Consider the following 23292-nt stretch of genomic DNA (forward strand, 5'->3'; position numbering starts at 1 on the left):
GGCGGGATGGCAGAGTGCCGCGCAGGGGCGTTTTGTCAAAAGGGGAGTGGCCCCGGAAACCGACTTTGAAGGTAAAACTCAGATCCGCCGTGCCTCCCGCACCTCCAGTTTGACGATCTTCCACTCCGATTTCACCGGGGCGACGGTCACCTGAGCGGTGTAGCGGTTCACCCGCGTATGGGCGTGGCCCCAGTGCCCGACGGTCCCGAGGGCCGTCCATTGGCAGTCGGTGACGAAACCTGCCCCGGCGGGATTTTCCTTCACGGCCATGACCTCGGCGCTGAATTCGGTGATGGTGACTCGGGTGCCTTCCCTGCCCTCCAGTGTCAGGGCCTGAAGGGTCTCCAGATAGAGCTGACGCAGCAACTCGCCATCCACGCTGCGGGCGAGGGTATCATAAATATCGGATTCAGAACGGTAATCGAAGGCGCGATACACATTCCGAAGCAAGGGGGACAGAATGGCCTCGGCAGCAGCCGTTTCATTCACCGGGGGCGCGGCCAAACCACGGGGGACCTTGACGACAAAGAGGGGCCAGGTCAGCAAAGCACCCAGCAACCAAGCCCCCAAAAAAGCGACGGCCCCACCCGGCAGACGATGGCCGCGAAGTTTCACCCACAGGAAAAAGACCAATCCGCCCGTGAACCAGATGAGGCTGGCAGCAGGGACCTGCCAGGGTGGCAAGAGGCTGATCTTGGGCACGGCGGCAAGAGGACCCGGCATGGGAAGCTTGCCTTTGGCCCGCCATCTGAGCGGAGGGCCGCCGATTGCGGCCTCGACGGTTTCGCTCTTGGTCCCGTAAAAAATGCGGATGGGCAGAGAGAATTGATTCAGGGTTCCGCTCCACTGAATGAGGACTTCATCCGGAGCCGGAGGCAGGGGAAACTCCCAGATCAGACCGACCATGGCTTCCCGGACGGGCAGGGCTGTCCCTTCTTCAAAAGGCAGGGTGGCTCCAGGCTTCCCCTTGATGATGGAGGCCCCCAGAAAAGTGCCTTTGCCAAGTTGGGCCGTCCCGAGACGGCACCATTCCTCAGACTTGGCCGCGAGTGCGTCTGTGAGGGCCTTTTGTGAAGCTGCATCCAAGGAGGCCGGGATGGGCTGTTTTGCCCAAGCCAGGACGGTGGCTGCATCATACAGCACCTCGAAACGCATTTGGTTAGGCTCCAGGTACAGGTAACCTTGGGAGATGGTTTCCACCGGCGCGACCGGAGGGGCCGAGGGAATGACCTGGCTCAAGATTTTGCCTGGATCGAGCTGCAAGGTCTGGCCCTGAAGCAGGCAGGCGAACAGCAGGCAGGTGAGCAAAGGGACAAAAATACCGTTCCCCCAGCCCGGCCTTATGGCCGGAACAGCGGTGTGGCAGCCGCCCGTGTGAACGGACGGACTATGATCAGGAAAAGCTTTCCTCACAGAACCCACGGTTTCCTCCATTCCTTCGAGAGCAGCTTCGAGGCAGCTTCATTGCCCTCAATTTTCTCGGTCTGCGGATTCCACTTCAGGCCGGCGCTGCCCGTGCGAAGGGCGATGTTGGCCAGATGGGCCACGGTGATGCTGCGGTGGCCAATCTCCACCGGCGTGGCGGTGGGCTTGCCATCATAGATGCAGCTCAGGAAGTTATCGGTGTGGTCCTTGCTCTCGTAGAGGTGAATTTCTTCGGCACCGATCTTCTCGCGAAGGATGGCCGGATCGCTGGCGGTGATTTTGCCCCGGTTCACATAGATCCATTTGCCAGCATCGCCTTCGAACAGGACGCCCACGTGGTCGAAGGCTTTTTTGCCTGCGGGGATCTTCATCGCCGCATCGACTTCCGGCATCAGCTTGTGATCGGGGCTGGCGACCTGCATGATGACGCCATTGTCATAAACGCACTCAAAGGCGAAGGCGGTAGCCGTGTTGTACAGGGCGTCATTGTTGAGGGTGCCGGAGACAGCGCGGAGTTCCACGGGGCCGGTGTGCTCCGTGCCCATGCCCCACTGGGCGATGTCAATGTGGTGGGCCCCAAAGTCGGTGATCATGCCGCCACTGAAGTTGAAGTTGTGCCGCCAGTTGAGCGGCAGCAGGGCCGGGCGGTACTCCATCTGTTCGGCCGGTCCCAGCCAGAGCTCATAATTGAAGTCGGCAGGCACAGGCGCGACCTCCGTTTTATCAGCCATGCCGTTCCAGTTGGAATGGCCGCCGGGGAGACCGACACGCACACGCTTCAGCTTGCCGATGCGGTTGTTACGGACCATTTCGCAGGCCATGCGGAAGTAGATGTCGCTGCGCTGCTGGCTGCCGGTCTGCCAGGTGACGCCGGCCTTGGCGACTTCATCCGCCATGAGGCGGCCTTCACCGATGTTGAGCGCGAGAGGCTTCTGACCATAGACGTGCTTGCCTTTGCGGGCGGCATAAACTGCCATATAGGCATGCCAATGATCCGGAGTGGAAACCTGGACGGCATCCAGATCTTCCTGCTCCATCATTTCGCGGAAGTCCTCATAGGCGGTGCAGGTCTTCACATTCTTGTTGGCGGCCTGGGAGTAGTGCTGGTCAATGATCTTGCGACCCGCCTCACGGCCCCCGGTTTCCTTGCCATCGTAACCGTAATGCCCGTATTCCTTCATGGGATCGGCCACGGCGATGACCTGGCATTTTTCGTTGTTCAAAAACGAGGGTGTCCAGTCTCCGGCGATGGTTCCCCAGCCGATGCAGCCGACGGTGATGCGCTCAGACGGAGCAGGGCGACCGGATTTACCAAAGACGCTGCTAGGCACAATGGTCGGAAAGCCGAAGGCGGCGGCGGTGCTGGCGAGAAAGTGACGGCGAGAAAAACGAAGGGGCATGGGCGGATTGTAACGGAAACGCCGTCCCGGCGGCAACAGTGAAGTCATGGGAGCTTGAGAAAAGCTCCAAAGAGAAAGGGGATTTAGGCGACGCGGATTCCATTTACCTCCGACCAAAGGCGAAGGATGCGATTGAGCGTGATGGATAGGTGAAATGGCGGCTATTCGGGCGTCGCGCTGCGACGCGATGAGAGAAAGCGGTGTGCAGCCAAAACCGCGCCTTGAAAGGCGCGGCTAAGATACGGACGCCGCTCTGCGGCTGGGGAAAGAGGCATCGGGATGCGTATCAGGTTCAGGAGTCCTGAAGCTTGATTCAACCAGTGTGGCTAAATCGTATGGCCGGGGATGAGGATGAATTTCAAATTTTCCCCATTTGGGGATTTTCATGCACATCACGTTGATTATCAGATGATTAACGATGGGGATATTTTCCCCATCCGGGGATGGCTGGGGGATTTGGGGGAATCTCGCCGGGGCTGACAAAATCCTAAAATGGATTATGTTTAACATTATTTTACAATACTCGAAATATGAAGCACATGCAAGTGAGGCTGCTTGGGGTACGGGACCCGGAAGATGAAGGGCTTTTGGTCAGCAGACTGTGCGGCCCCTCATTTCGACATCAGCCTTTGGCCGCCTCGGCACAGATGGCCTTGAGGTAGTCGTAAGTGTAGAGGCCAGTGTTGTGCCCGTCGGAGAAGTCAAACTGGATGGCGTAACCACCGATGGTGCGCCAGCCGCGCACCGTGACGCCAGGGAAGGTTTTTTGGTCGGTACCGCCGTATTTGCGCCCGAGCAGGTCGCGCTCGCCGGTGTTTTCGGCGCTGGGAGACCAGGCACGGAGACGCTCGCAGGGAATGTAGTCCTCCGATTGATCTGACCAGCGGATGGCGAGTTCAGGACCGATGACTTCGAGGTGTTCGGGGGTGATCATGAGAAGAGGGCGGGCGGAAAATCAAGTGAGGGTGCGGAACGTCTCTCATCCTATGGATGGGGCGTGACAGTGATATAATGTGCCTATTCAAGTTTTCGAGAGCGAACATCTGATAGCAACTCACGAAAAGAATATCCGGAAAGCCCTAGAGGCGCAGCCCCCTTCGCTGAGACGCTGCTGCCATCCCTACCGGGATGGTGCCTTGACCAGGCAGGATCGGCATCACGACCAGGGGCGCGCTACGCTTACCCCTGGCTACCGGCTGTGATACCTCCGGCATCCAAGGTGGTTGATGAGAATTCGAACATGAATTCTGAAAACAAAAAAAGGGACGCCTTGCGGCGTCCCTTTGAAAAGGCGGTCTGTGAGACTTCCGGATTAACGGGAGTAGAGTTCGACCACGAGCTGCTCATTGGCAATCGGGTTGATCTCGTCACGGATCGGAGCGCGGTTGAACACGCCGGACATCTTGTCGCGATCCACGGTCACCCAATCAGGGGAAGGATTGCCGAGGGTCATTTCCAGGAAACGACCGACCAACTGCTGGGAGCGGGGGCTGTTCTTGGCAGCGATGACGTCGCCGGCTTTCACCTGATAGCTGGCGATGTTGACGATCTTGCCATTGACGGTGATGTGGCGATGGCTGACGAGCTGGCGGGAAGCGAAGCGAGTGTTCGCGAAACCGAAGCGGTAAACCACGTTGTCGAGACGGGACTCGAGCATCTGAAGCAGGTTTTCACCGGTCACGCCCTTGCGACGCTGAGCTTCGGCGAAGGTGAGGCGGAACTGCTTTTCAAGCACGCCATACTGGAAACGCAGCTTCTGCTTTTCGATCAGAGCGACCGCGTAGTCAGAGTTTTTGCGGCGGGAATTCTTAACGCCGTGCTGCCCAGGTGGGAAGTTGCGGGTTTCGAGGGATTTGGAAGGACCGAAAAGCGCGACGCCAAAACGACGGGCGATCTTTTCGCGGGGACCTGTGTAACGTGCCATACGGGTAAAATGCGGAGAGAAACGGGATTAGACGCGGCGAGCCTTCGGTGGGCGGCAGCCATTGTGAGGGATCGGGGTAGCGTCCTTGATCACGGTGACTTCGATGCCCATGGCCTGGACGGCACGGACAGCGGACTCACGGCCGGAGCCTGGACCACGGAGACGGACTTCGACTTCGCGGAGACCATGACCCATGGCCTGACGGCAGGCGTCCTGGGCAACGACCTGGGCAGCATAGGCGGTGCCTTTGCGGGAGCCACGGAAGCCCATCTTGCCAGAGGTGGACCAACCGATGAGGTTGCCCACGCGGTCCGTGATGGAGACCATGGTGTTGTTGAAGCTAGAACGGACGTGGACGATGCCAGCGTGGACGTTTTTGGAACCCTTGGCCTTGATGACCTTGGCGGTTTCAGTGCCGTCGCCGCCACCGATTTCGAGCCAGACGCTCTGGGAAACGGCACGGTCGCCGCTGGTTGGCGCTTTGTCAGCGGCCGGTGCACCGGGAGCTGCAGGCGCTGCTGGGGCCGGAGCTGGAGCGCCTTCTGGGGCGGCAGCTTCAGGAGCCACTGCCGGAGTTGTTGTTTCTTCTGCCATAATACGAAAGGATAGGAGCCTGGGTTCTTGCCTGATTACTTCTTACCAGGCTTGCTCTGCGCGCCGACAGTCTTACGAGGACCTTTGCGAGTGCGGGAATTGGTGTGGGTGCGCTGGCCGCGGACTGGCAGGCCACGACGATGACGGGTGGCGCGGTAGCAGTTGATGCCCAGCAGGCGCTTCATGTGCATGCCCTGTTCACGACGAAGATCACCTTCGTAAACGATGCTCATGCCCTGGATCACCTGGGTGATGAGAGCAATCTGGTCGTCCGAAAGCTCTCCGGCGCGGACGTTAGGATCAATGTTGCTGGCGGCAAGAATTTTGCGGCTCAGGGGAAGACCGATGCCATAAATATAAGGCAGGGAATATTCGATCTTCTTTTCGTTCGGGATTTCGACTCCAAGTAGGCGTGCCATAATCAGTAAGTGCTATGAGTGAATGTGCCTGGAATTAACCCTGACGCTGTTTGTGGCGTGGGTTTTTGCAGACGACGCGGACCACGCCTTTGCGGCGAATGACGCGGCAGAGTTCGCAGAGAGGTTTGACGGATGTACGGACACGCATAAGAGGTCAGCGCCCAGTTAGCGGGCGGGGGAGTCGGAAGTCCTACCACACCAGATTCGTGACGCAACCCCGTTTTTCACATCTTCAGACTTTTTCACTTGCAGGGATGACAAATTTTTTTCGGAAAGTTTAACTAATTTGGATGAACAAGTGATACGGTCATAACGACTAACGAGTCACTTACCCAAGTATGAAAACATCAGCACTCTCATTCCTTGCCGCTCTCAGCCTGGTTTCCTGCGCCACGGGACCCAATGCCCAGACCGGCACAGTCATCGGCGCACTCGGCGGCGCAGCAGCCGGCGGCATCATCGGCAACCAGAGCGGTCGCGGGCTGGAAGGCGCAGCGATCGGGGCAGGACTCGGTGCCCTGGGCGGCAACGCCATCGGCAATTCGCAGGATCAGCGCAACCAGCAGTACTACGACAACCAGCGGTATAACAATCAATACCGTCGCCCAACGGGCTACTATCCAAACGGCCAGCCCTACTACGGCAACCCGTATTGATCTTTCCTGAGGTCTGAATCCTCACTCGATCAACGCAGCCGGAATCTCCCGGCTGCGTTTTTTGTTTCTTGTGCTTGAGGGCAAAGGCGGCGTGAGTACTTGCCTCCCGCCCTTATGATTTCCCAGCTCAGCTCTGCCGCTCACTTTGTCCGCAACAATGACTGGCCCACCATCTTGGCGCATGTGAACTCACGCGACGCGCATCCGCTGATCCAGTTCATCAAGTATGGGATCTGCGGGCTGGGGGCCTTTATCACGCATCAGGTGATCTGGCTGGCGCTGTCCCTCTGGGCATTTCCCTCAATCGACCCTGAAATCCCGAAGGAGGTGCGGGCGCTGAACACGACGATCAGCAATTCCATCGCGGTGCTCTTTAGCACGGCGGTGGCCTACGTGACCAACATCCTATGGGTGTTCAAGTCCGGCAGGCACAGCCGCCTGGTGGAAATCGCCAGCTTCTTTGGCATTGGCGTTATCAGCTTTGGCGGCGGCCTGCTGGCGGGCCCTTACCTGATCCAGATGTTCGGCATTGATACGCGGCTGGCGCAGGTGAGCATGGCCGTCACCTCCGTCCTGATCAATTTTGTGTGCCGGAAGTTTTTTATCTTCAAGCACTGAGCCAGCCAGCGATGGCCGCGATGACCTCGTTCCGCTGGGCTGCGGTGAGTTCACCATAAATAGGCAGGCTGATGACTTCTTGCGCCATGCGATGGGAGACTTCGCAGCCGGTGCGTGAGCTTTCTGGCAAGTGGGCAAAGCAGGGCTGCTGATCGAGCGTGAGCGGGTAATAGATCTCACAGCCAATGCCGACCTTTTGCAGGGCATCGCGGAACTCATCGCGACGGCCACCGAGGACGCGGACGGTGTACTGGTTCCAGATGTGCGTGTTGTGGCCATAGGCCACGGGAAGTACAAGACGAGTCCCCTGCCCTGCCAGCGAGGCATCCTGGGTAGCCACACATTTGCAATGGGAGGGATCTGCCTGGACCACGCCGGGGAGCTGGGAAAGAGCCTCGGTATAATGAGCGGCATTGGCCTGGCGCTGGGCGGTGTATTCGGCGTAGCGTTTCACCTTCACGCTGAGGAGGGCGCACTGGAGGGTATCCATGCGGAAGTTACCGCCGACGTAGTGGTGGTAGTACTTGGGCTTGGAGCCATGCACGCGCAGGACGCGGGCGAATTCGGCCAGGGCATCGTCATTGGTGACGAGCATGCCTCCATCGCCAAAACCGCCGAGGTTTTTGCTGGGGAAGAAGCTGTAGGTGCCAAAGTCGCCCATGGAACCGCAGCCGCGGCCTTTATAGAGGGAGCCGATGGCCTGGGCACCGTCCTCAATGACACGCAGGCCTTTTTCCTTGGCGAGGGCAAGGATGGGGTCCATATCGGCACACTGGCCGAAGAGATGCACGGGGATGATGGCCTTGGTGCGGGGGGTGATCTTGGCCCGGGCATCGTTGACATCCAGATTGAAGCAGATGGGGCAGATGTCGGTGAAGACGGGCACAGCACCGAGGCGGGAGACGGCACCGGCGGTGGCAAAGAAAGTGAAGGCAGGGCAAAGGACTTCATCACCGGGGCCGATATCCAGGGCCATGAGGGCGAGCAGGAGGGCATCGGTGCCGGAGGAGATGGCGAGGGCGTGCTTTACACCGACCATCTCCGCGATCTCTTTTTCAAACACTTCCATCTCAGGGCCCATGATGAACCGGCCATGCTGCAGCACGCGGGTGAAGGCGGCCTGGAGTTCGGATTCGAGCGGGTGGTTCTGGGCGTTGACGTCGAGAAGTGGGACGGACATGGGGGTGGGAAAGTCAGAGGGCAAGGCGCGGTGGTCAAGGATCAAGACGGCCTGCCGGATGGGAAATCGAGGCTGATGCGTGAGAATTCATCCTTCAAAATTCCAACCGAGGGCTCACGCAAACGCGCAAAGAATGAGTTCCTTTGCATCTTTGCATGCTCAAGCGTTGCCTGTGCCCCTTTTCCCCAGCCGCAGAGCGGCGTCCGTATCGTAGCCGCACCTTTCAAGGCGCGTTACCCCCCCGGCCACACCTTCTCTCATAGCGACGCCCAAAATACGCGGGCAAGAGTGCCCACGGTACTCCCAGTGGTTCCTCCCGCCCGTCCACGCTACGCGACATGAGATCGCATCACTCTAGCCCCGGTGCACAAAACAAAACGCCTGTCCAGAACCTCCGGACAGGCGCACCCAGGAATGGAATCTTAGCCTAGCCGGGCGGTGGAGTGAGGAGCGATCGGAACCCCCGGACCGCGAGACACACGTCGCCAAACCAACTCGCTTCGTTCTTTTCACCCGGGACTAATATTCGTTCGAGCACAAGGGTTACATTTTCTCTCGATGAGATGCCCTCCCCATTTCGCCATGGACAGTCGGCGGCCGACACCCCTAAAACAGGCGGTTTATGATCGAGAAATACAACTTCACAGTGTTTGCAGGCAGCGGCGACGCTTTGACCCCAGAGGTGTCACCGGAGGCCTTTGCGCGGATCAGGCAGGGCATCCCGGACCTGATCCCGGAGGGGGCGACCTATCTGCCGATGCATCCCACTCCGACGGATGATCCCAGGGTCCTGCGGGTGCTGGAGGCCCTCCAGCAGGCCGGGTATGATCTCACCGATCGTGAGCCTTTGCAAAAGGCCGGCATCCACATCCGGAGGACGCGCGAGTATCAGCCCGCAGACCTGACTAACCAGGAGTATGTCCAGCCCCACCTGCACCTCTATGTGGGGGAGCCGCTGTATCCGCAGACCTACGATGACGCGGGCGTGCCGCATCTGAAGGCACCCATCACGCCGAAGAGCCGTGAATGTGGCATGCTCTCCAACACGTCTGCGATGCTGGTGCGCGGGAAGGTGAAGGCTGCCCTGGAAAAGTCGGGCCTCACAGGCCTGCGCCTGGCCCGCCCGGTGGTGACTGGGAAAAAGCCGGTGCCGGAGAGTGAAATGGCCTGGGTGGTGTGGAGTGACATGACCCTGCCGCCGATGCTGAACCTGTGCAAGAGCGGTCGCGACCTCTACCGCTATGATCCCGCCACGGCGCGGCCCCGGGAATGCCTGCCGTATCAGGGATTCCTCAGCCCGGCGGAGATGCACTACCGGCGCAGCGACATGCTGGCGGCAGGGGCCCCCGATGTCGGGATCACCCTGGAGAAACTGGGCGGAGGCTCCACCATGCACCGCATCCTCTTCAGCCGCCGCTGCGTGGCCTTCTTCCGCGATGAACTGGGCATCTCCCTGGATGGGCAGCCGGTGCGTCTCGTGGACGGCTCAAACCCGCCCATCCCGTGGGTAGGCGTCTTACCAGATCCCCAGGACCCGCGCAACCAACGCCCCGCTTGGCTGCAGGCGATGGTCTAGGGGAATCACGGGTTGCACAGAAAGTTCAAAAACCACGGATGAGTCGGATAGCATGGATGGTATCTCTTTGCTCCGATAAATTGTCTCTAGAGCATATTAAATAGCACACAACCGATCCGATTGGTTGCTGAAGAAAGCGAGAGAGGAGCGTGGGCACTCCTCTCAATGCGCTTCCTCGATAGGCTGCAAAATAATTTAAAAATGCTCTAAATCAGGCCTTGGGGGTCTTGGGGCCGCTCTCGGGCAGCTTGGGCTGCGCGATGTAGTCCTTGGGAATTTCGCCTTTCAAGGATTTCAGGAAGGTGACGATGCTGCCAGCTTCTTCATCCGTCAGCGTTTTGCCCAACTGATGCTCGGCCATCATCTTCACCATCTGATCGAGGGTTTTGACGGAACCATCGTGGAGGTAAGGGCCGGTTTCAGTGACGTTGCGCAGGCTGGAGACCTTGAAGAAATGCTTGTCGCTTTCCACCTTGGTTGCTTCATAACGGCCGAGGTCTTTCAGTTCGGGCCAGGCTTTCACGAGGCCGAGCTTGTGGTACATGGCACCGCCGATGGCGGGGCCGTTGTGGCAGGTGGCGCAGCCGGCTTTGGCAAAGGTTTCGTAGCCCTTCTGTTCCTCGGCGGTGAGGGCCTCCTTTTTACCTTTCAGGTAGTCGTCCCAGCGGGAGGGGGTGACGAGTTTGCGCTCGAAAGCGCCTACAGCCTTGCCGAAGTTGTTGTAATTAATGGGGTCTGCTTCACCAGGGAAGGCGGATTTGAAGGCGTCCACATAACCGGGAATGGACTTGAGCACGTCCACCACAAAGTCTGCGCTGGGCATGCCCATTTCGATGGGGTTCAGCACCGGGCCTTTGGCCTGCTCTTCCACGGTGGGGGCGCGACCGTCCCAAAACTGGGCGATGTGGAGGGCGGCATTGTAAACGGTGGGGGAACTGCGGCCGCCCAGCTTGCCTTCGTGACCGGGGGAGAAGGGGAGGTTGTCCTGGCCGTATTTGTCCAAGACGTGGCAAGTGTTGCAGGACATCTGGCCGTTTTTGGAGATGCGGGTCTCGTAATAGAGCATGCGGCCCAGATTGATCTTGGCCTCGGTGAGTTCGTTGTCTGCGGCGGGAGCTTCCGTCGGCAGGGGTTTGAACATGGCGAGGTAGGAGTCTGAGAGGGCATCTGCACAAGCTGGGGAGGCGAGCAGGGCCAACAGGGAGGTGGTGAGGAGGAGGGTGTTTTTCATTGTTTTCTCGGGGAGGAAAACCAGGGCCTAGCCTACGCAGAGATTCACCTGTTGGTTGCAGACAATGTGCAATGAATGCCGGGAAAAACAGAACGCTCCGCCTGGGTTGCGAAAAACGGAGTTTGCATTGGCCCTCGACGACTTGGCTATTGCCAAAAGGCGGCACTTGGCAGGGCCTTTCCCTTGCCTGGCGGGGAGGTGGCCTTATGATGAAGGTGCATGTTGTTCAGCCGCATCTTCCCACTTCTATTTGTGTTGGTTCCGGTGCTTTGCGCCCAGGAAAAACCTTCCGAGGAAGTGCGCAAGAAGCTGGAGGAAACCTTCCGGCTGCAGGAGGAGAAACGCTATGCCGAGGCCCTGGCGAAGCTGGATGAGATCGAGGCCGAGGCCCCGAACCTTTCCGACCTGTATAATATGCGAGGAGCCATCTACCTGACGCCGGGTTTGCGTGACTTTGACAAGGCGGGGCCGCTTTTAGACAAGGCGGAGGAACTGGCACCGCAGGCGCTGGCACCGAAGTTTAACAAGGCGGAGATGTTCTTCATCAAACATGACTGGGAGGCTGCCGCCGCCGCGATGCAAAAGCTGCTGGATGATTTCCCCAAACTGGCGCTGCAGCTCCGCCATCTCACGATCTACAAGCGACTGATCTGCGAGGTGAAGCTGGAGAAATACGAGGTGGCGGAGAAGACGCTGAAGGAGCATTTCACCTTCATGGACGATACCCCGGCCTACTATTATGGCCATGCGGCCATCGCCTTTGGGAAGAAGGAAGCGGCAGCAGCCAAGGACTGGCTGGCGCGCGCCCAGGGCATCTTTAAACCCGCGGAGGCATCCGCCTACCTGGATGCGCTGATGGAGAGCCGCTGGGTGGACAACATCGGCCTGCCACCCCTGAAGGAAATGTAGGCCATGTGGAGAATCGCAACGGATACCGGCGGCACATTTACCGATGCCTTTGCCCGTGATCCCGAGGGACGTGAGACACGCTGCAAGGTACTCTCCACCGGGATCATGCGGGTGCGGGTGACAGGCTGCATGGCCGAGGGCACCTGGCAGGTGCAGGGGCTGCCGCCGATGCCGGATGGCTTTTACCGTGGCTTCCGGGGGGCTGTGATCGCGGAGGTCGGATCGCCAAATACGCCCGTCCGAGTCCTGGACCATCGGCACGTTGCAGCCTCATCGGACGCAGCGGAACATAGCCTGCTGAGGGTGGAGCCGGGCTGCAACGGGCCTTTGCAGCCGCCATTTTTGCTGGACCTTTCCACCGGGGAGGAGGCACCGGTGCTGGCGGTTCGACTTTTGACAAACACCCGGTTAGGCCATAACTTTCCACCTTTGGAACTGAGGCTGGCCACTACCCGTGCGACAAATGCGCTGCTGGAGCGAAAGGGGACACGGACGGCGCTTTTTATCACGACCGGATTTGGCGATCTGCTGCACATCGGCGACCAGCGACGTGCGGACCTTTTTGCCCTTCGGCATGAGGCGCGTCCGGTTTTCTTTGAGGCGGTGTGCGAGGTGCCGGAACGGCTGGCGGCCGATGGGCAGGTGCTGCTGGCCCTAGACGAAGCGGCGGTGGAGGCCGGGGCCCTGGGGCTGGTGCGTGAGGGCATCCGTCATGCGGCGGTGGCGCTGCTGCACAGCCACGTCTGCCCGCTGCATGAGCTCCGCCTGCGGGAGCTGCTGCTTCGAGCGGGGTTCGAGCATGTGTCGCTTTCGAGCGAGATCGCCCCGTTTACCAAGATCCTGCCACGGGCGCAAAGTGCGGTGGCCAATGCCTATCTCACGGGGCCGGTGACAGCCTTTGTGCAAGGGGTGGCGAGGCCGCTCGAGACAGCGAAAGGGGAACCGGAAACCCGGCTGCTGATTCTCAATTCGGCGGGCGGACTGGAATCCACGACGACGGTGAAGCCAAAGGACCTGCTGTTGAGCGGTCCGGCGGGTGGTGCCCTGGGGGCGGCCAATGCGGCGGCGGCCCTGGGCTACCCTCGCATCCTGACGCTGGACATGGGCGGCACCAGCACGGATGTGGCGCGCATTGACGGGAGGCCGGAGTATCGCTTCAGCCAAAACGTGGCGGGCATGCAACTGCTGGCTCCCTGTGTGGCGATCGAAACGGTGGCCGCAGGCGGGGGCTCGATCTGCCACTGGTCCCCGCAGGGGCTGGCCGTGGGGCCGGAGAGCGCGGGCTCGAATCCCGGCCCAGCCTGCTATGGGCGCGGAGGGCCGCTGACGATCACCGATGTCAATCTTTTGTTAGGCCGTTTTGATCCGGCGCGTGCGCCGATTCCCCTGGATGTAAAGGCCGCACAGCAACGGCTGGAGGAGCTATTTTTGCAGAGTTCCGGCTTCCAGACGGAAGAGGAACTGCTGAAGGCTTGCCTGAATCTGGCAGTTGAGCACATGGCGGATGCGATACGCCGCATCTCGGTGGCGGAGGGGTACGACCCGGCAGACTATGCCCTGCTGGCCTTTGGCGGAGCTGGGCCGCAGCATGCGTGTGCGGTGGCGGAAAGGCTGGGCATGCGCACCATTCTGGCCCCACAACACGCGGGCATCCTGAGTGCCGTAGGACTGCACCAAGCGGTGCCGGAAAAGTTTGCCCAGCGGCAGGTGCTGCGGGCGCTGGACGACTGTCTGGAGGAGGTGGAGACGTGGGTGGCTGAACTGATCTCCGAAGCACAGGCCGCGCTGCGCGGGATGCAGACGGCGGCGGAGCCTGAGGAAAACGAAAATTTGGTTTCGAGGTTGGCCGAACTGCGGCTGCGCGGGCAGGACACGCCGATCCAGGTGAAGTTTGAACAGGCGGCCGAACTGCCTCAGCGCTATCGCCAGGCCTATGAACGTCTTTTTGGTTATGCACCGTCTCAGCAGCGGGTCATCGAGCTGGTGAGCTTGCGAGTGGTGGTGGCGGCGGGCAGCGAAAGGGCCGGAGAAATGGCAGCGGCCAGGATTGATGAGCCCACGGCAACCGGGCCGATGCTGATTCAGGATGCCTTCAGTACGCTGGTGGTCAATGCCGGGTGGGAGGTGCGGCATGTGCCCGGCCATGCCCATGTGCTGACGCGACTAGAAGATGCAAGTTCGGCCTCGCATGCACGTCCGCAGGAGCTTTCGCGGGATCTCATCCGCCATCGTCTGCACAGCATCGTGACGGACATGGGAGCCCTGCTTTGCCGAACCTCCATCTCCACGAATATCCGCGAGCGACTGGATTTTTCCTGCGCCCTGCTGGATGACCTGGGGCGGTTGATTTCCAGCGCGCCGCATATCCCGGTGCATCTGGGGGCGCTGGGCGTGTGTGTGCGGGAGGCGACGCGCAATTTTGACCTGCGGCCTGGCGATACCTTCATCACCAATCATCCGGCCTTTGGCGGATCCCACCTGCCGGATGTCACGCTCATCACGCCTGTGTTTGACAGGCACGGTATCCGGCTCGGCTTTGTGGCCAATCGGGCGCACCATGCGGAGATCGGCGGCATGACGCCGGGCTCCATGCCTGCCACGGCACGGTGCCTGGCCGAAGAAGGGGTGGTGATCGTGCCACAGCACCTCGTGCGCGGTGGGGAATCCTGTTTTGATGAAGTGGCTGCGCTGCTGACCCGTGCCCAGCATCCCACGCGAAATCTGGCCGACAATCTGGCGGATCTTCACGCGCAGTTGGCGGCGAACCTGCATGGGGTGGAACGATTCCGTGAACTCGCAGGAGATGCGCCTGAAATCTTGCGCGGCCATCTGCAGGCGATCCTGGAGCACAGCGCGGCGGTGATGCGGCGGCAGATTTCCAGCATCCAGCCCGGCCACGCGGTGCAGACTTTGGATGATGGGTCGCAGATCTGCGTGCAGGTGTCGCATCCAGAGGCGGAGGTCCTGCGGCTGGATTTTACCGGCACCTCACTGGTGCATGCCGGGAACCTGAATGCCACTCGTGCCATTGTGAGCAGTGCGGTGCTGTATGCCCTGCGACTGCTGCTGCAGGAAGACCTGCCGCTGAATGAGGGCCTGCTACAGCCGGTGGAGATGCTGCTGCCGGAAGGCACGCTGCTGAACCCGACCTTCACCGGCGATGCCACGCGCGACCCAGCGGTGGTGGGCGGCAATGTGGAGGTGAGCCAGCGTCTGGTGGACACCCTGCTGCTGGCATTCAAACTGCAAGCCTGCAGCCAGGGAACGATGAACAACTTTTTGTTCGGCAATGACCGCTTCGGTTATTACGAGACCGTCGCCGGCGGAACGGGGGCCGGGCCGGGGCATGACGGAGCAGACGCCCTGCACAGCCACATGACCAATACGGCGATCACCGACCCGGAAATCCTGGAGCAGCGGTACCCGGTGCGGCTGCGCCAGTTTTCGATTCGCCGGAATTCCGGCGGCCAGGGACACTGGAAAGGGGGCAACGGGGTGGTGCGTGAATTTGAGTTTCTCGCGCCCCTCACCGTTTCCCTGCTGACGCAGCACCGGCAGTCGCCGCCCTATGGGATGGAAGGCGGCAGTGCCGGGGCTGAAGGACGGCAAGTTCTGCTGCGGGGTGGCGTGGCGACTCCCCTGCCCTCCAGCACCAGTTTCACAGTGGCTGCGGGGGACCGGGTGAGGATGGAAACTCCCGGCGGCGGTGCCTGGGGTGCCCTGTAAAAGGAGCCCCGAAGAGAGTCCGGCCGTTCGCGCACGCCGGGATATCCGTCACTTTTCACCAAAGTTTCGTCATTCTTCTCCCCGCGTCTCCACTTGCACGGCCCCCTGCCCAGTTTTAAAGCACCCCTTCAACCGCCATGCCCACCACGTATCACGTCCTGCCTACTGCCGCTCACAATGACCTCGTCCGCGCTGCCTATGTGCATCGCGGCTACACCGCAGCGGAGGCCGAAGACGCCGCCCGCTTTTGCGAGATGGCTTCCGCCCACGGCATTCGCACGCACAACGCCATCAAGGCGTTGCACCTGGACCATCTTTTCGGCAGTGCCACGGGCGGCTGCAAACCTGGGGCGGAAGTGAAGGTCATCGAGAAAAAATTTGCCGCTAGCGAGGTGTGGGATGCGCAGCTGAAGCTGGGCCAGAGCGTGGCCTTCAGTGCCATGGAGCGCTGCATGGAGATGGCCGACAAGTACGGCATCGGCCAAGTGAGCGTAGACAATGCCTTCCATTATCTCTGGGGCGGCGGTTACGTCATGGATGCGGCCAAGAAGGGCTACATCGCCTACACCAACTGCACCTCCACGCTGGGCGAAGTGGTGCCATTCGGCGGCAAGTTTCCCGTGCTGGGCACCAACCCGCACTCCTGGGGCCTGCCCACGCAGGATGCCTGTGGCTATCCCATCGTCATTGACTGGGCCACCAGCACCGTGGCCATGGGCCGTGTGCAGCAGCTGAAGCGCGAAGGCAAACCGCTGCCTCCCGGAGCCGCCGTGGATGCGGAAGGCAACCCGACCACCGATGCCAACGCGGCCCAGTGGCTGCTGCCCTTCGGCGCGCACAAAGGTTACGGCCTTTCCCTCCTCATCGAGGTCATGGGTGCCATGATTGGCGGTTCTCTGCCGACGCTGCGCGGTGGCGGTGCCCACCCGGACATCAAGGGCAAGCCAACGCCTGCGGGCGAAAAGCGCACCAGCAGCTTTTACTTCCAGGTGATCCACCCCGATGCCATCAGCAGCGGCCTGTTCGCCCAGGGACGTGACTTTGCTGGCAACATGAAGGCGGTCATTGATGACATCCTCGGCCACGGCAACGAAGGCTGCATGCTGCCAGGCCAGCCTGAAGCCCAGAACGCCGCCCACACCGCGAAAGCAGGTGGACTGCTGTTCAGCACAGCCGAAGTGGATGCACTGAACGAAATTGCCGATGAAGTCGGCGCGGCCCGGTTTGATGCCGCCAGCCTGCCGACCTACGACACGCCGTAACCACGGCCCGCCATGCCTGCTGCCTCCCACGCCGACGACCTGAAGTCCATCCCACGTCACATTGCCATCATCATGGATGGCAATGGGCGCTGGGCCAAAGAACGTGGACTGCCACGTACCGAAGGTCACCGCGCCGGTGCTGATACCGTGCGCCGGGTGACCGAAGGCTGTGGCGAACTGGGCGTGGAGTACCTCACGCTCTATGCTTTTTCCTCCGAAAACTGGAAGAGGCCCAAGCGCGAAGTGGATGCACTGATGAAGCTGCTGGAGCAGTTCCTGCGCACCAAGACAGCCGAAATGAAGGAGCAGAACATCCGTTTACAAGCCATCGGACGGCTCAACGATTTGCCGAAGTCCTGCCAGGAGCAGCTTCACCGGTCCATCGAGGCCACGGCCCAAAACAATGGTCTCACCCTCATCCTCGCGCTTAGCTACGGGGGCCGGGAGGAGATCATTGATGGTGTGAAAAGCCTGCTGGACAGTGTGGAGCGCGGCCACCTGGACAAGGGCATGATTGATGGCGATGTCTTCAGCAAGCATCTCTACACCCGGTACTATCCAGACCCGGATCTGCTGATCCGCACCAGCGGCGAGATGCGCATTTCTAACTTCCTGCTCTGGCAGCTCAGCTACACTGAGTTTTTCGTGACGCAGAAACTTTGGCCCGATTTCGGTCAGGATGATCTCAAGGAAGCCATCCGCGAATATGGCCGTCGGCAGCGCCGCTTTGGTGGCGTGTGAGGGCCAGTGTGCGGTGTTCGGTTTTCAGTAGGCAGGCACTGAGATTTGAGGCTGACGCCTTCATGCTGGCCTCAGGTGCCGGGTTTCACCCAGGGTGCGGGCGGGGCGTCGGGCTGCAGCAGGGCTTCGCCCCGGTGCTGTTGAAGCACGGCTTCGGCCTCGGCGGCTTTCAGCATTTCCTCACGGATATTCTGCGGTACCGATTCTTCGCTCAAGGCGGGCAGCAAGGGATTTGGGCCTTCGGTCCAGGCTCCCAGTTCGGAAGCACCCGCCATCATGGAGTCTGGGTTAGTCACGCGATGCAGGCCAATGACCCGCAGACGGGTGCCGAGGAAATAAAAGACCGTGTCATCGGCGAGGCCTTCAATGATGGTGCCGCCGCGTTGTAGGATGGGTTTCCCACGCAGCACGGCTTCGTCGCCATTGATGTAGGCCTCCTGGCAGAGGATTTTTGCGGAATCGTCCGCCCCTGTTTCGAGGTACACTTTGCCCTTGGCGCGAACTTTTCTGGGCCGGCCTTCCTTGTCCGCCTTCACCACCTCGATGCTTTCTGCCGCTACACGACCGTTAGGTCCTAAGTCCAGACTTTTACCGGTCAGGGTGGTGGCCTCCGCGTAGTTCATCGTGAGGAGAAAGGCGAGATCCACGGGGGAGGTATCGGTGCCGACAGCCGCATCTCCAGGGGTGGCGACCACATTGGAAACCTGGGCTTCCGTATTGCCCTCGACCGTCTTCAGCTTTTCCAAAGCGGGCACCTTGAACCCTTCACAGCCAGCCAATAGAAGCCCCAGCACGGGCAGTGTGCAGAGCAAAAGGCGGTGAATGAAGAGGGGTGGCATGGACCAGATCTATAAAACAGACTGTGGAAATCGGCACGTGAAATGATACGTCTGCCGAGGACGAAGCACGGGTAAAGAATACACGTATCCGGGCTTTCTCCGCCATAGCCTTTGCCGAGCAGCCTCCTTTTACGCGTCGCTCCCCTTCCTCTCCCCATGCGCCCACTTCTTCTTGCCCTCCTTTCCTTGGCCTGCCTGCAAGCCTGGGCGCAGACGGCGGTGCCCCTGCCCGCCCGAGAACTGCGCGGAAGCTGGATCGCCACCGTTCACAACATCAACTGGCCCAGCGAGCCGGGCCTCCCTGCAGCGCGACAGCAGGAGCAGCTCAAGCGCCTGATCCAAAGCGCGCATGACCACGGACTGAACTGCCTCATTTTCCAGGTGCGGCCCGCCGGCGATGCGATGTATGAGTCCAAACTGGAGCCGTGGTCCCCCTACCTCAGCGGCCTGATGAGCCTGCCGCCATCCCCCAAGTGGGATCCGCTGGAGTTCGCTATTCAGGAGGCGCACAAACTGGGCATGGAACTGCATGCGTGGTTCAATCCCTTCCGGGCCCTGGCAGGGGACAAGCACAACCCGAGCGCGGACCACATCCGCAGACAGAATCCTGAATGGACCGTCAAGTATGGCCGTGACTGGTGGATGAATCCGGGCATCCCAGAAGTCCGGCAGCGCGCCGTGGAGGTGATGCTGGATGTGACCCGTCGCTATGACGTGGACGGCATTCACCTGGATGATTACTTTTACCCCTACCCCACCACGGGGGCGGACAAGCAAGCCGTCCCCTTCAATGATGCGGAGGCCTTTGCCAAATCCCAGCCCCTGGGAGGCGTGCCCCTGAGCCTCACGGCCTGGCGTCGCCAGAATGTGGATGAAGTGGTGCGGACCACCTATACGGGGATCAAGGCCATCAAGCGCACGGTCAAGTTTGGCATCAGCCCCTTTGGCCTGTGGCGGCCCAACCATCCTGAGGGCACGGGTGGCGGCCTGGACCCCTACGAGGATCTGGGAGCCGACAGCCGCAAGTGGCTCCAGGAGGGCTGGCTGGACTATCTCACCCCGCAGCTTTACTGGACGATCGACCGGCCGAAGCTGGGCTTCACCACCTACTACGACTGGTGGTTGAATGAAAATACGTTAGGCCGCCACATCTGGCCGGGCATGAACTCCAGCAAGATCGGCGATGACCGCAATGCTGGCGAAATCCTCAAGCAGATCAGCGTTCTGCGGGAGCGGGGGCTGCGCATGACACCGGGCCACTTTCACTGGAACTTTGGCGCGCTGGACAAGAACCTGGGCAAACTCGGCAGCCTAGCCAAGGAGCGCGCGTATAACATCCATGCCCTGCCTCCGGCCAGCCCGTGGCTGAGCAACGTGGCGCTGCCTGCACCGCTGATTGAAAAACTGGCCGAGGGCAAACGCCTGCGCTGGGGTTTCAAAGATCCGCGTTGGGAAAACTACAGCCGCTGGTGGGTGATCCAGGCCCAAATCGAGGGCAAATGGCAGACGGTGGAAGTCACCTTTAAAGACCAGCATGAACTCGACTGGCCGAAAAAGGCCACCGCTGTCGCCGTGCGTGCGGCAGGCAAATCCTGGGAAATCGGTCAAGCCGGCGTGGTAGCCCGATAGGGAGACCCGCTCAGATCCCGGAAGGTTCCTGCAGGGGGATGTCCAGCACACAGGGACTGTGGTCCGAAAGGCGTAGCGTCAGCCCCTCCATCATGCCGGTGAGGGTCTCGCCGAAATGCGGGGCCAGGCGATAACTGTTCTTGCCCTCTGGCTGGGCTGAAGGCGGGGCCTTGACGAAGATCCAGTCGAGGCGCGAACGGCCGATGGGGCCGATGGGCCGCTGCACCCGGAAGGTGGGAGTCTGGCCTTTGATCGCCTTTTCATTGGAGTTGGCAAGCTTGGCCGAAGAGCGGTTGATGGAGCGTTCCTTGTCACCCCGGAAGTCAAAGGCCCCGCCATCGGCAAAACGAAACTCTTCGATTCGGGCAAAGAGACCACGGGTCTTGTTAGGCAGCACCACAGGAATGTGCAAGGCCATGGGGCTGTGAAAGTTCTTGGCGGTGTTGAGGATGACGCGTCCGGAATTCACCGCCGCAGGTGCCGCCATGAGGACATCCATGCCCAAGCCTAACCAAGTTTGAGGATTGGATGTGGTGCGTGAAAAGATGCGGGTGACGGAGGTCGGGCTTAGATCGGCATGGGCCGAATTATGGTCGCCCGCCATGACCACCGTGTGGGGCACATCCCGGATGTAAGAGAGAATCTCTGCCATCTGGGCTTCGCGGTCCCGGGGGCGAGCCTTGATTTCCAGGTGGTTGTTCACCACCGTGAGCGTATCGCCGGGCATGCCGGGGACATCCAGGTCCACTCGGAAAAAGATACGCCCGCCCACCTTCATCTCCCGCACGATTTCATTTTCAAAGACGATCTCGGTAGCAATGCGGCGCGCACCTTCAGCCAAATCGGTGCCAGCCTTTTCTCCTGAATGCCAGTCATAGGGCTGGGCCTTGAGCTGAAAGCTCTGGGCACTTTTAATGGGATAACGTGACAAAATGGCTAGGCCGAAGACGCCTTTGTAGCGTGCCTCATCTGGCTGATGCCGGACCTCCCCGCCACGACCATCCGGGATGGACTCCAGCCCAAGGAGCACGGGATCAATCTCCAGCTGCTGGGGTGCGTAGGCATAGTTCATGCCGAGCGCTAAGGCCAGCTCCCGTGCGGCATCGCGATAACCGGAACGGCTGATGCCTATGTCCATCTCTTGAAGCACGATCACGTCGGCGGAAGCCAGACGCTCGCGCTCGCGCATTAAATTGGTGTATTTTTCGCTGCCTTTGGGGGCAGCCTTTGAATCCATGAGACGTTCGAATTCGGCTTCCGACTTCAGCAGAGCGGCGACCTCCTTCATACGGAGGGATTTTTCGACATTCCAGGTGGCCACGCGCAGGGTTTCTCCCAGGACCGGGTTCACCGCCCGGGTGGGGCGCATGCCACGATAATAGGCCTCATTCGACACGATGGGACGATTCAGCAGGCGCTGCACTTTAGTCTCCAGTTCACCTCCTGGCTGTGGATTTTTGACCAGCTCCTTCAATTCAGCAAAGCTCAGGAACTGGGTTCCCTGAAAACGCGTATAACCTCCCGCAAACTGGCTGACAGATGCTGACTTCGAAGAGACCTCGGTATGATGGAGATTCTTCTTCGGCGGGCTGCCGCAGGAGACCAGCAGGCTAGCAGCGAGGGCTAAAAAGGGGGGGAGACGAAGCTGCATGAAACGACCCATTTAAAATTCACCGCCGAGGGCCAAATGCAAATCTGCCCGGTTGCGCAGACGCTGGGCCTGCACGCTAATGAGGGCACTGCGGGCATCAAAGGCGCGCTGGCTGGCATCCAGCAAGGTGAGCACATCCGTCAGCCCCTTTTCATACTGACCGAGGGCCAGCGATTCCGAGCGGCCCGCCTCCGTGACAGCCCGGCTCAGGGCCGCCGCCTGGGACTCGAGAAAACGATCTGCCGCTAGGGCTGTTTCCACCTCTTGGAAAGCGGTCAGTGCGCGGCTTTTATAAGTGGCCAGCAGTTCCTCATAGCGGCCTCTTTCCAGCTTCACCCCGGCGACCAGACGCCCGCCCTGAAACAGGGTCTGCACTCCGTTGGCAGCGATGGACCAGATGGCAGAATCGGGTGCCAGGAGGTTATCCATATCTTGTGAAGTGCGCCCGGCCTCACCCGTGAGGCGGATGCTGGGCAGGAAGGCTTTTTTGGCGGCGCTTTCCCGGCGCAGAGAGGCCTCCAACTGACGTTCGGCAGCACGCAGATCTGGGCGGCGAAGCATCAGCTCGGATGGCAGCCCGGCCGGAATCCGGCGCTGGACCGTCGGCAGGCTGCCGATGCCGGACTCCTTCCCCGCCGGGTAGCCGCCCAGCAGCACCTCGAGCGCACGCTGAGTCTGATCCACAGTCGCCCGCCGCTGCTGGAGGGTGGACTCGGTACGGGCAAGGTCCGCACGGGCCAGGCTGACATCCAGCGCGGCGCGGTCGGGATCCAGCCCGCGGTCGAGCTGCTTTTCCAAGATGCCCAATTGCACGCGCCGTGTGCGCACATTTTGTTCGGCCAAATTCAGCAGTGCGCGGGCCTCGGCCAGGGTGGTGGCCGTGCGCACGGTATTTGCTGCAAGGGAAAGACGCGCGGCATGGAAGTCTTCCTCGGCAGCCAGACGACCTGCTTTGGCAGCGCCGCGCTCATCGGCGATGCGGCCCCAGAAATCGATCTCCCAGGACATGTTAAAAGGCAGGCGGAAGCGATTGTTGATGGGCGTGAGTCCAGGGAAGCGCTGGTCGCCAGGGCTCTGGGAACGGCTGGCATTGTAACCGGCAGTGAGGGTGGGAAACATGGCCGCGCCGGCCTGGACGGTCTGCGCATGGGCCTGCTGGACTCGGGCCCCGGCGGCCTTGAGGTCGGGATTGGCCGTGATAGCCTGTTCCACCAAACGACGGAGTTGGGGGCTGTCAAAATCGGCCAACCAGCCAGTGGAGGCCTTTTCAGGCAGGGATGGCAATGCAGCCCAGTTTTCTGGGGCCATGGCATGCATGGCATGCACATCCTTTTTCAGGCGACCGCTACCCAAAGGCGGCAGCAGGCCGCAAGAGACCAAAACTGGCACACACAGGGCCAAAGTTCCCCATCGAAGGGACGACAGAGGCCGGGAGGAGAGAGAACGCATCCGCCTGATTTACCTGCTTTGGCCGCAGGCTTCAACCTGAACGCAAAGGGAAGCATTCCCCTA

Annotated in this window: 20 protein-coding genes; 8 read left to right on the forward strand and 12 right to left on the reverse strand. The window is 60.6% G+C overall.

The genetic code is table 11. The features are described 5' to 3' along the window. Nucleotides 1-78: 78 nt before the first annotated feature. The 7 genes from ABEB25_RS07950 to rpmJ form a co-directional block, all read right to left on the reverse strand. Nucleotides 79-1308 carry a hypothetical protein gene (locus ABEB25_RS07950; protein WP_345735859.1) on the reverse strand — a complete coding sequence of 410 codons (1230 nt, stop codon included), beginning with the start codon at nt 1306-1308 and terminating at the stop codon, nt 79-81. Nucleotides 1309-1409: 101 nt separating this feature from the next. Then, entirely contained in the window at nt 1410-2873 is a 1464-nt protein-coding gene (locus ABEB25_RS07955) for a Gfo/Idh/MocA family protein (RefSeq protein ID WP_345735860.1), read from the reverse strand. 574 nt (nt 2874-3447) lie between these two features. After that, entirely contained in the window at nt 3448-3759 is a 312-nt protein-coding gene (locus ABEB25_RS07960) for a gamma-butyrobetaine hydroxylase-like domain-containing protein (RefSeq protein ID WP_345735861.1), read from the reverse strand. A 378-nt stretch (nt 3760-4137) separates the two neighbouring features. After that, on the reverse strand, nt 4138-4749 hold the full coding sequence (gene rpsD / locus ABEB25_RS07965; protein ID WP_345735862.1) for a 30S ribosomal protein S4: 612 nt from the start codon (nt 4747-4749) through the stop codon (nt 4138-4140). 27 nt (nt 4750-4776) lie between these two features. Beyond that, entirely contained in the window at nt 4777-5343 is a 567-nt protein-coding gene (gene rpsK / locus ABEB25_RS07970) for a 30S ribosomal protein S11 (protein WP_345735863.1), read from the reverse strand. A 35-nt stretch (nt 5344-5378) separates the two neighbouring features. Beyond that, on the reverse strand, nt 5379-5762 hold the full coding sequence (gene rpsM / locus ABEB25_RS07975) for a 30S ribosomal protein S13 (RefSeq protein WP_345735864.1): 384 nt from the start codon (nt 5760-5762) through the stop codon (nt 5379-5381). Nucleotides 5763-5796: 34 nt separating this feature from the next. Next, nucleotides 5797-5910 (reverse strand): 50S ribosomal protein L36, encoded by a 114-nt coding sequence (gene rpmJ, locus ABEB25_RS07980; RefSeq protein WP_133796336.1) that lies wholly within the window; start codon nt 5908-5910, stop codon nt 5797-5799. 190 nt (nt 5911-6100) lie between these two features. On the opposite strand from rpmJ, the gene ABEB25_RS07985 reads away from it, so the two are divergent. Further along, complete coding sequence (locus tag ABEB25_RS07985; RefSeq protein WP_345735865.1) at nt 6101-6418, forward strand: glycine zipper domain-containing protein; 318 nt, start codon at nt 6101-6103, stop codon at nt 6416-6418. Nucleotides 6419-6517: 99 nt separating this feature from the next. Further along, nucleotides 6518-7036 carry a GtrA family protein gene (locus ABEB25_RS07990; RefSeq protein ID WP_345735866.1) on the forward strand — a complete coding sequence of 173 codons (519 nt, stop codon included), beginning with the start codon at nt 6518-6520 and terminating at the stop codon, nt 7034-7036. Here ABEB25_RS07990 and ABEB25_RS07995 read toward each other — a convergent pair. Beyond that, a complete protein-coding gene (locus ABEB25_RS07995) occupies nt 7026-8216 on the reverse strand; it encodes a DegT/DnrJ/EryC1/StrS family aminotransferase (protein WP_345735867.1) in 1191 nt (396 codons plus the stop codon). The genes ABEB25_RS07990 and ABEB25_RS07995 overlap by 11 nt on opposite strands. Before the next feature lie 622 nt (nt 8217-8838). Between ABEB25_RS07995 and ABEB25_RS08000 the strand changes: the two genes are divergently transcribed. After that, nucleotides 8839-9792 (forward strand): hypothetical protein, encoded by a 954-nt coding sequence (locus tag ABEB25_RS08000; RefSeq protein WP_345735868.1) that lies wholly within the window; start codon nt 8839-8841, stop codon nt 9790-9792. Between the two features lie 211 nt (nt 9793-10003). Here the strand turns inward: ABEB25_RS08000 and ABEB25_RS08005 are convergent, their stop codons facing one another. Beyond that, nucleotides 10004-11023 carry a cytochrome-c peroxidase gene (locus tag ABEB25_RS08005; RefSeq protein ID WP_345735869.1) on the reverse strand — a complete coding sequence of 340 codons (1020 nt, stop codon included), beginning with the start codon at nt 11021-11023 and terminating at the stop codon, nt 10004-10006. A 219-nt stretch (nt 11024-11242) separates the two neighbouring features. Between ABEB25_RS08005 and ABEB25_RS08010 the strand changes: the two genes are divergently transcribed. From ABEB25_RS08010 to uppS, 4 genes are all read left to right on the forward strand, one after another. Then, the gene (locus ABEB25_RS08010) at nt 11243-11932 is read left to right on the forward strand and encodes a tetratricopeptide repeat protein (RefSeq protein ID WP_345735870.1); all 690 of its coding nucleotides are present in this window, start codon (nt 11243-11245) and stop codon (nt 11930-11932) included. A 3-nt stretch (nt 11933-11935) separates the two neighbouring features. Then, the gene (locus ABEB25_RS08015; RefSeq protein ID WP_345735871.1) at nt 11936-15658 is read left to right on the forward strand and encodes a hydantoinase B/oxoprolinase family protein; all 3723 of its coding nucleotides are present in this window, start codon (nt 11936-11938) and stop codon (nt 15656-15658) included. Between the two features lie 137 nt (nt 15659-15795). Continuing rightward, nucleotides 15796-16920, forward strand: a complete 1125-nt coding sequence (locus ABEB25_RS08020; RefSeq protein ID WP_345735872.1) for an Ldh family oxidoreductase — start codon at nt 15796-15798, stop codon at nt 16918-16920. Between the two features lie 12 nt (nt 16921-16932). After that, entirely contained in the window at nt 16933-17661 is a 729-nt protein-coding gene (uppS, locus tag ABEB25_RS08025; RefSeq protein ID WP_345735873.1) for an undecaprenyl pyrophosphate synthase, read from the forward strand. A gap of 71 nt (nt 17662-17732) precedes the next feature. Here the strand turns inward: uppS and ABEB25_RS08030 are convergent, their stop codons facing one another. Then, a complete protein-coding gene (locus ABEB25_RS08030) occupies nt 17733-18500 on the reverse strand; it encodes a hypothetical protein (RefSeq protein ID WP_345735874.1) in 768 nt (255 codons plus the stop codon). 156 nt (nt 18501-18656) lie between these two features. Between ABEB25_RS08030 and ABEB25_RS08035 the strand changes: the two genes are divergently transcribed. After that, a complete protein-coding gene (locus tag ABEB25_RS08035) occupies nt 18657-20129 on the forward strand; it encodes a glycoside hydrolase family 10-like protein (protein WP_345735875.1) in 1473 nt (490 codons plus the stop codon). Between the two features lie 10 nt (nt 20130-20139). Here ABEB25_RS08035 and ABEB25_RS08040 read toward each other — a convergent pair whose 3' ends face one another. Continuing rightward, on the reverse strand, nt 20140-21780 hold the full coding sequence (locus ABEB25_RS08040; RefSeq protein ID WP_345735876.1) for an endonuclease/exonuclease/phosphatase family protein: 1641 nt from the start codon (nt 21778-21780) through the stop codon (nt 20140-20142). A 12-nt stretch (nt 21781-21792) separates the two neighbouring features. After that, on the reverse strand, nt 21793-23229 hold the full coding sequence (locus tag ABEB25_RS08045) for an efflux transporter outer membrane subunit (protein WP_345735877.1): 1437 nt from the start codon (nt 23227-23229) through the stop codon (nt 21793-21795). Between the last annotated feature and the right edge of the window lie 63 nt (nt 23230-23292).

This window comes from Prosthecobacter algae (assembly GCF_039542385.1).
GTDB lineage: Bacteria > Verrucomicrobiota > Verrucomicrobiia > Verrucomicrobiales > Verrucomicrobiaceae > Prosthecobacter > Prosthecobacter algae.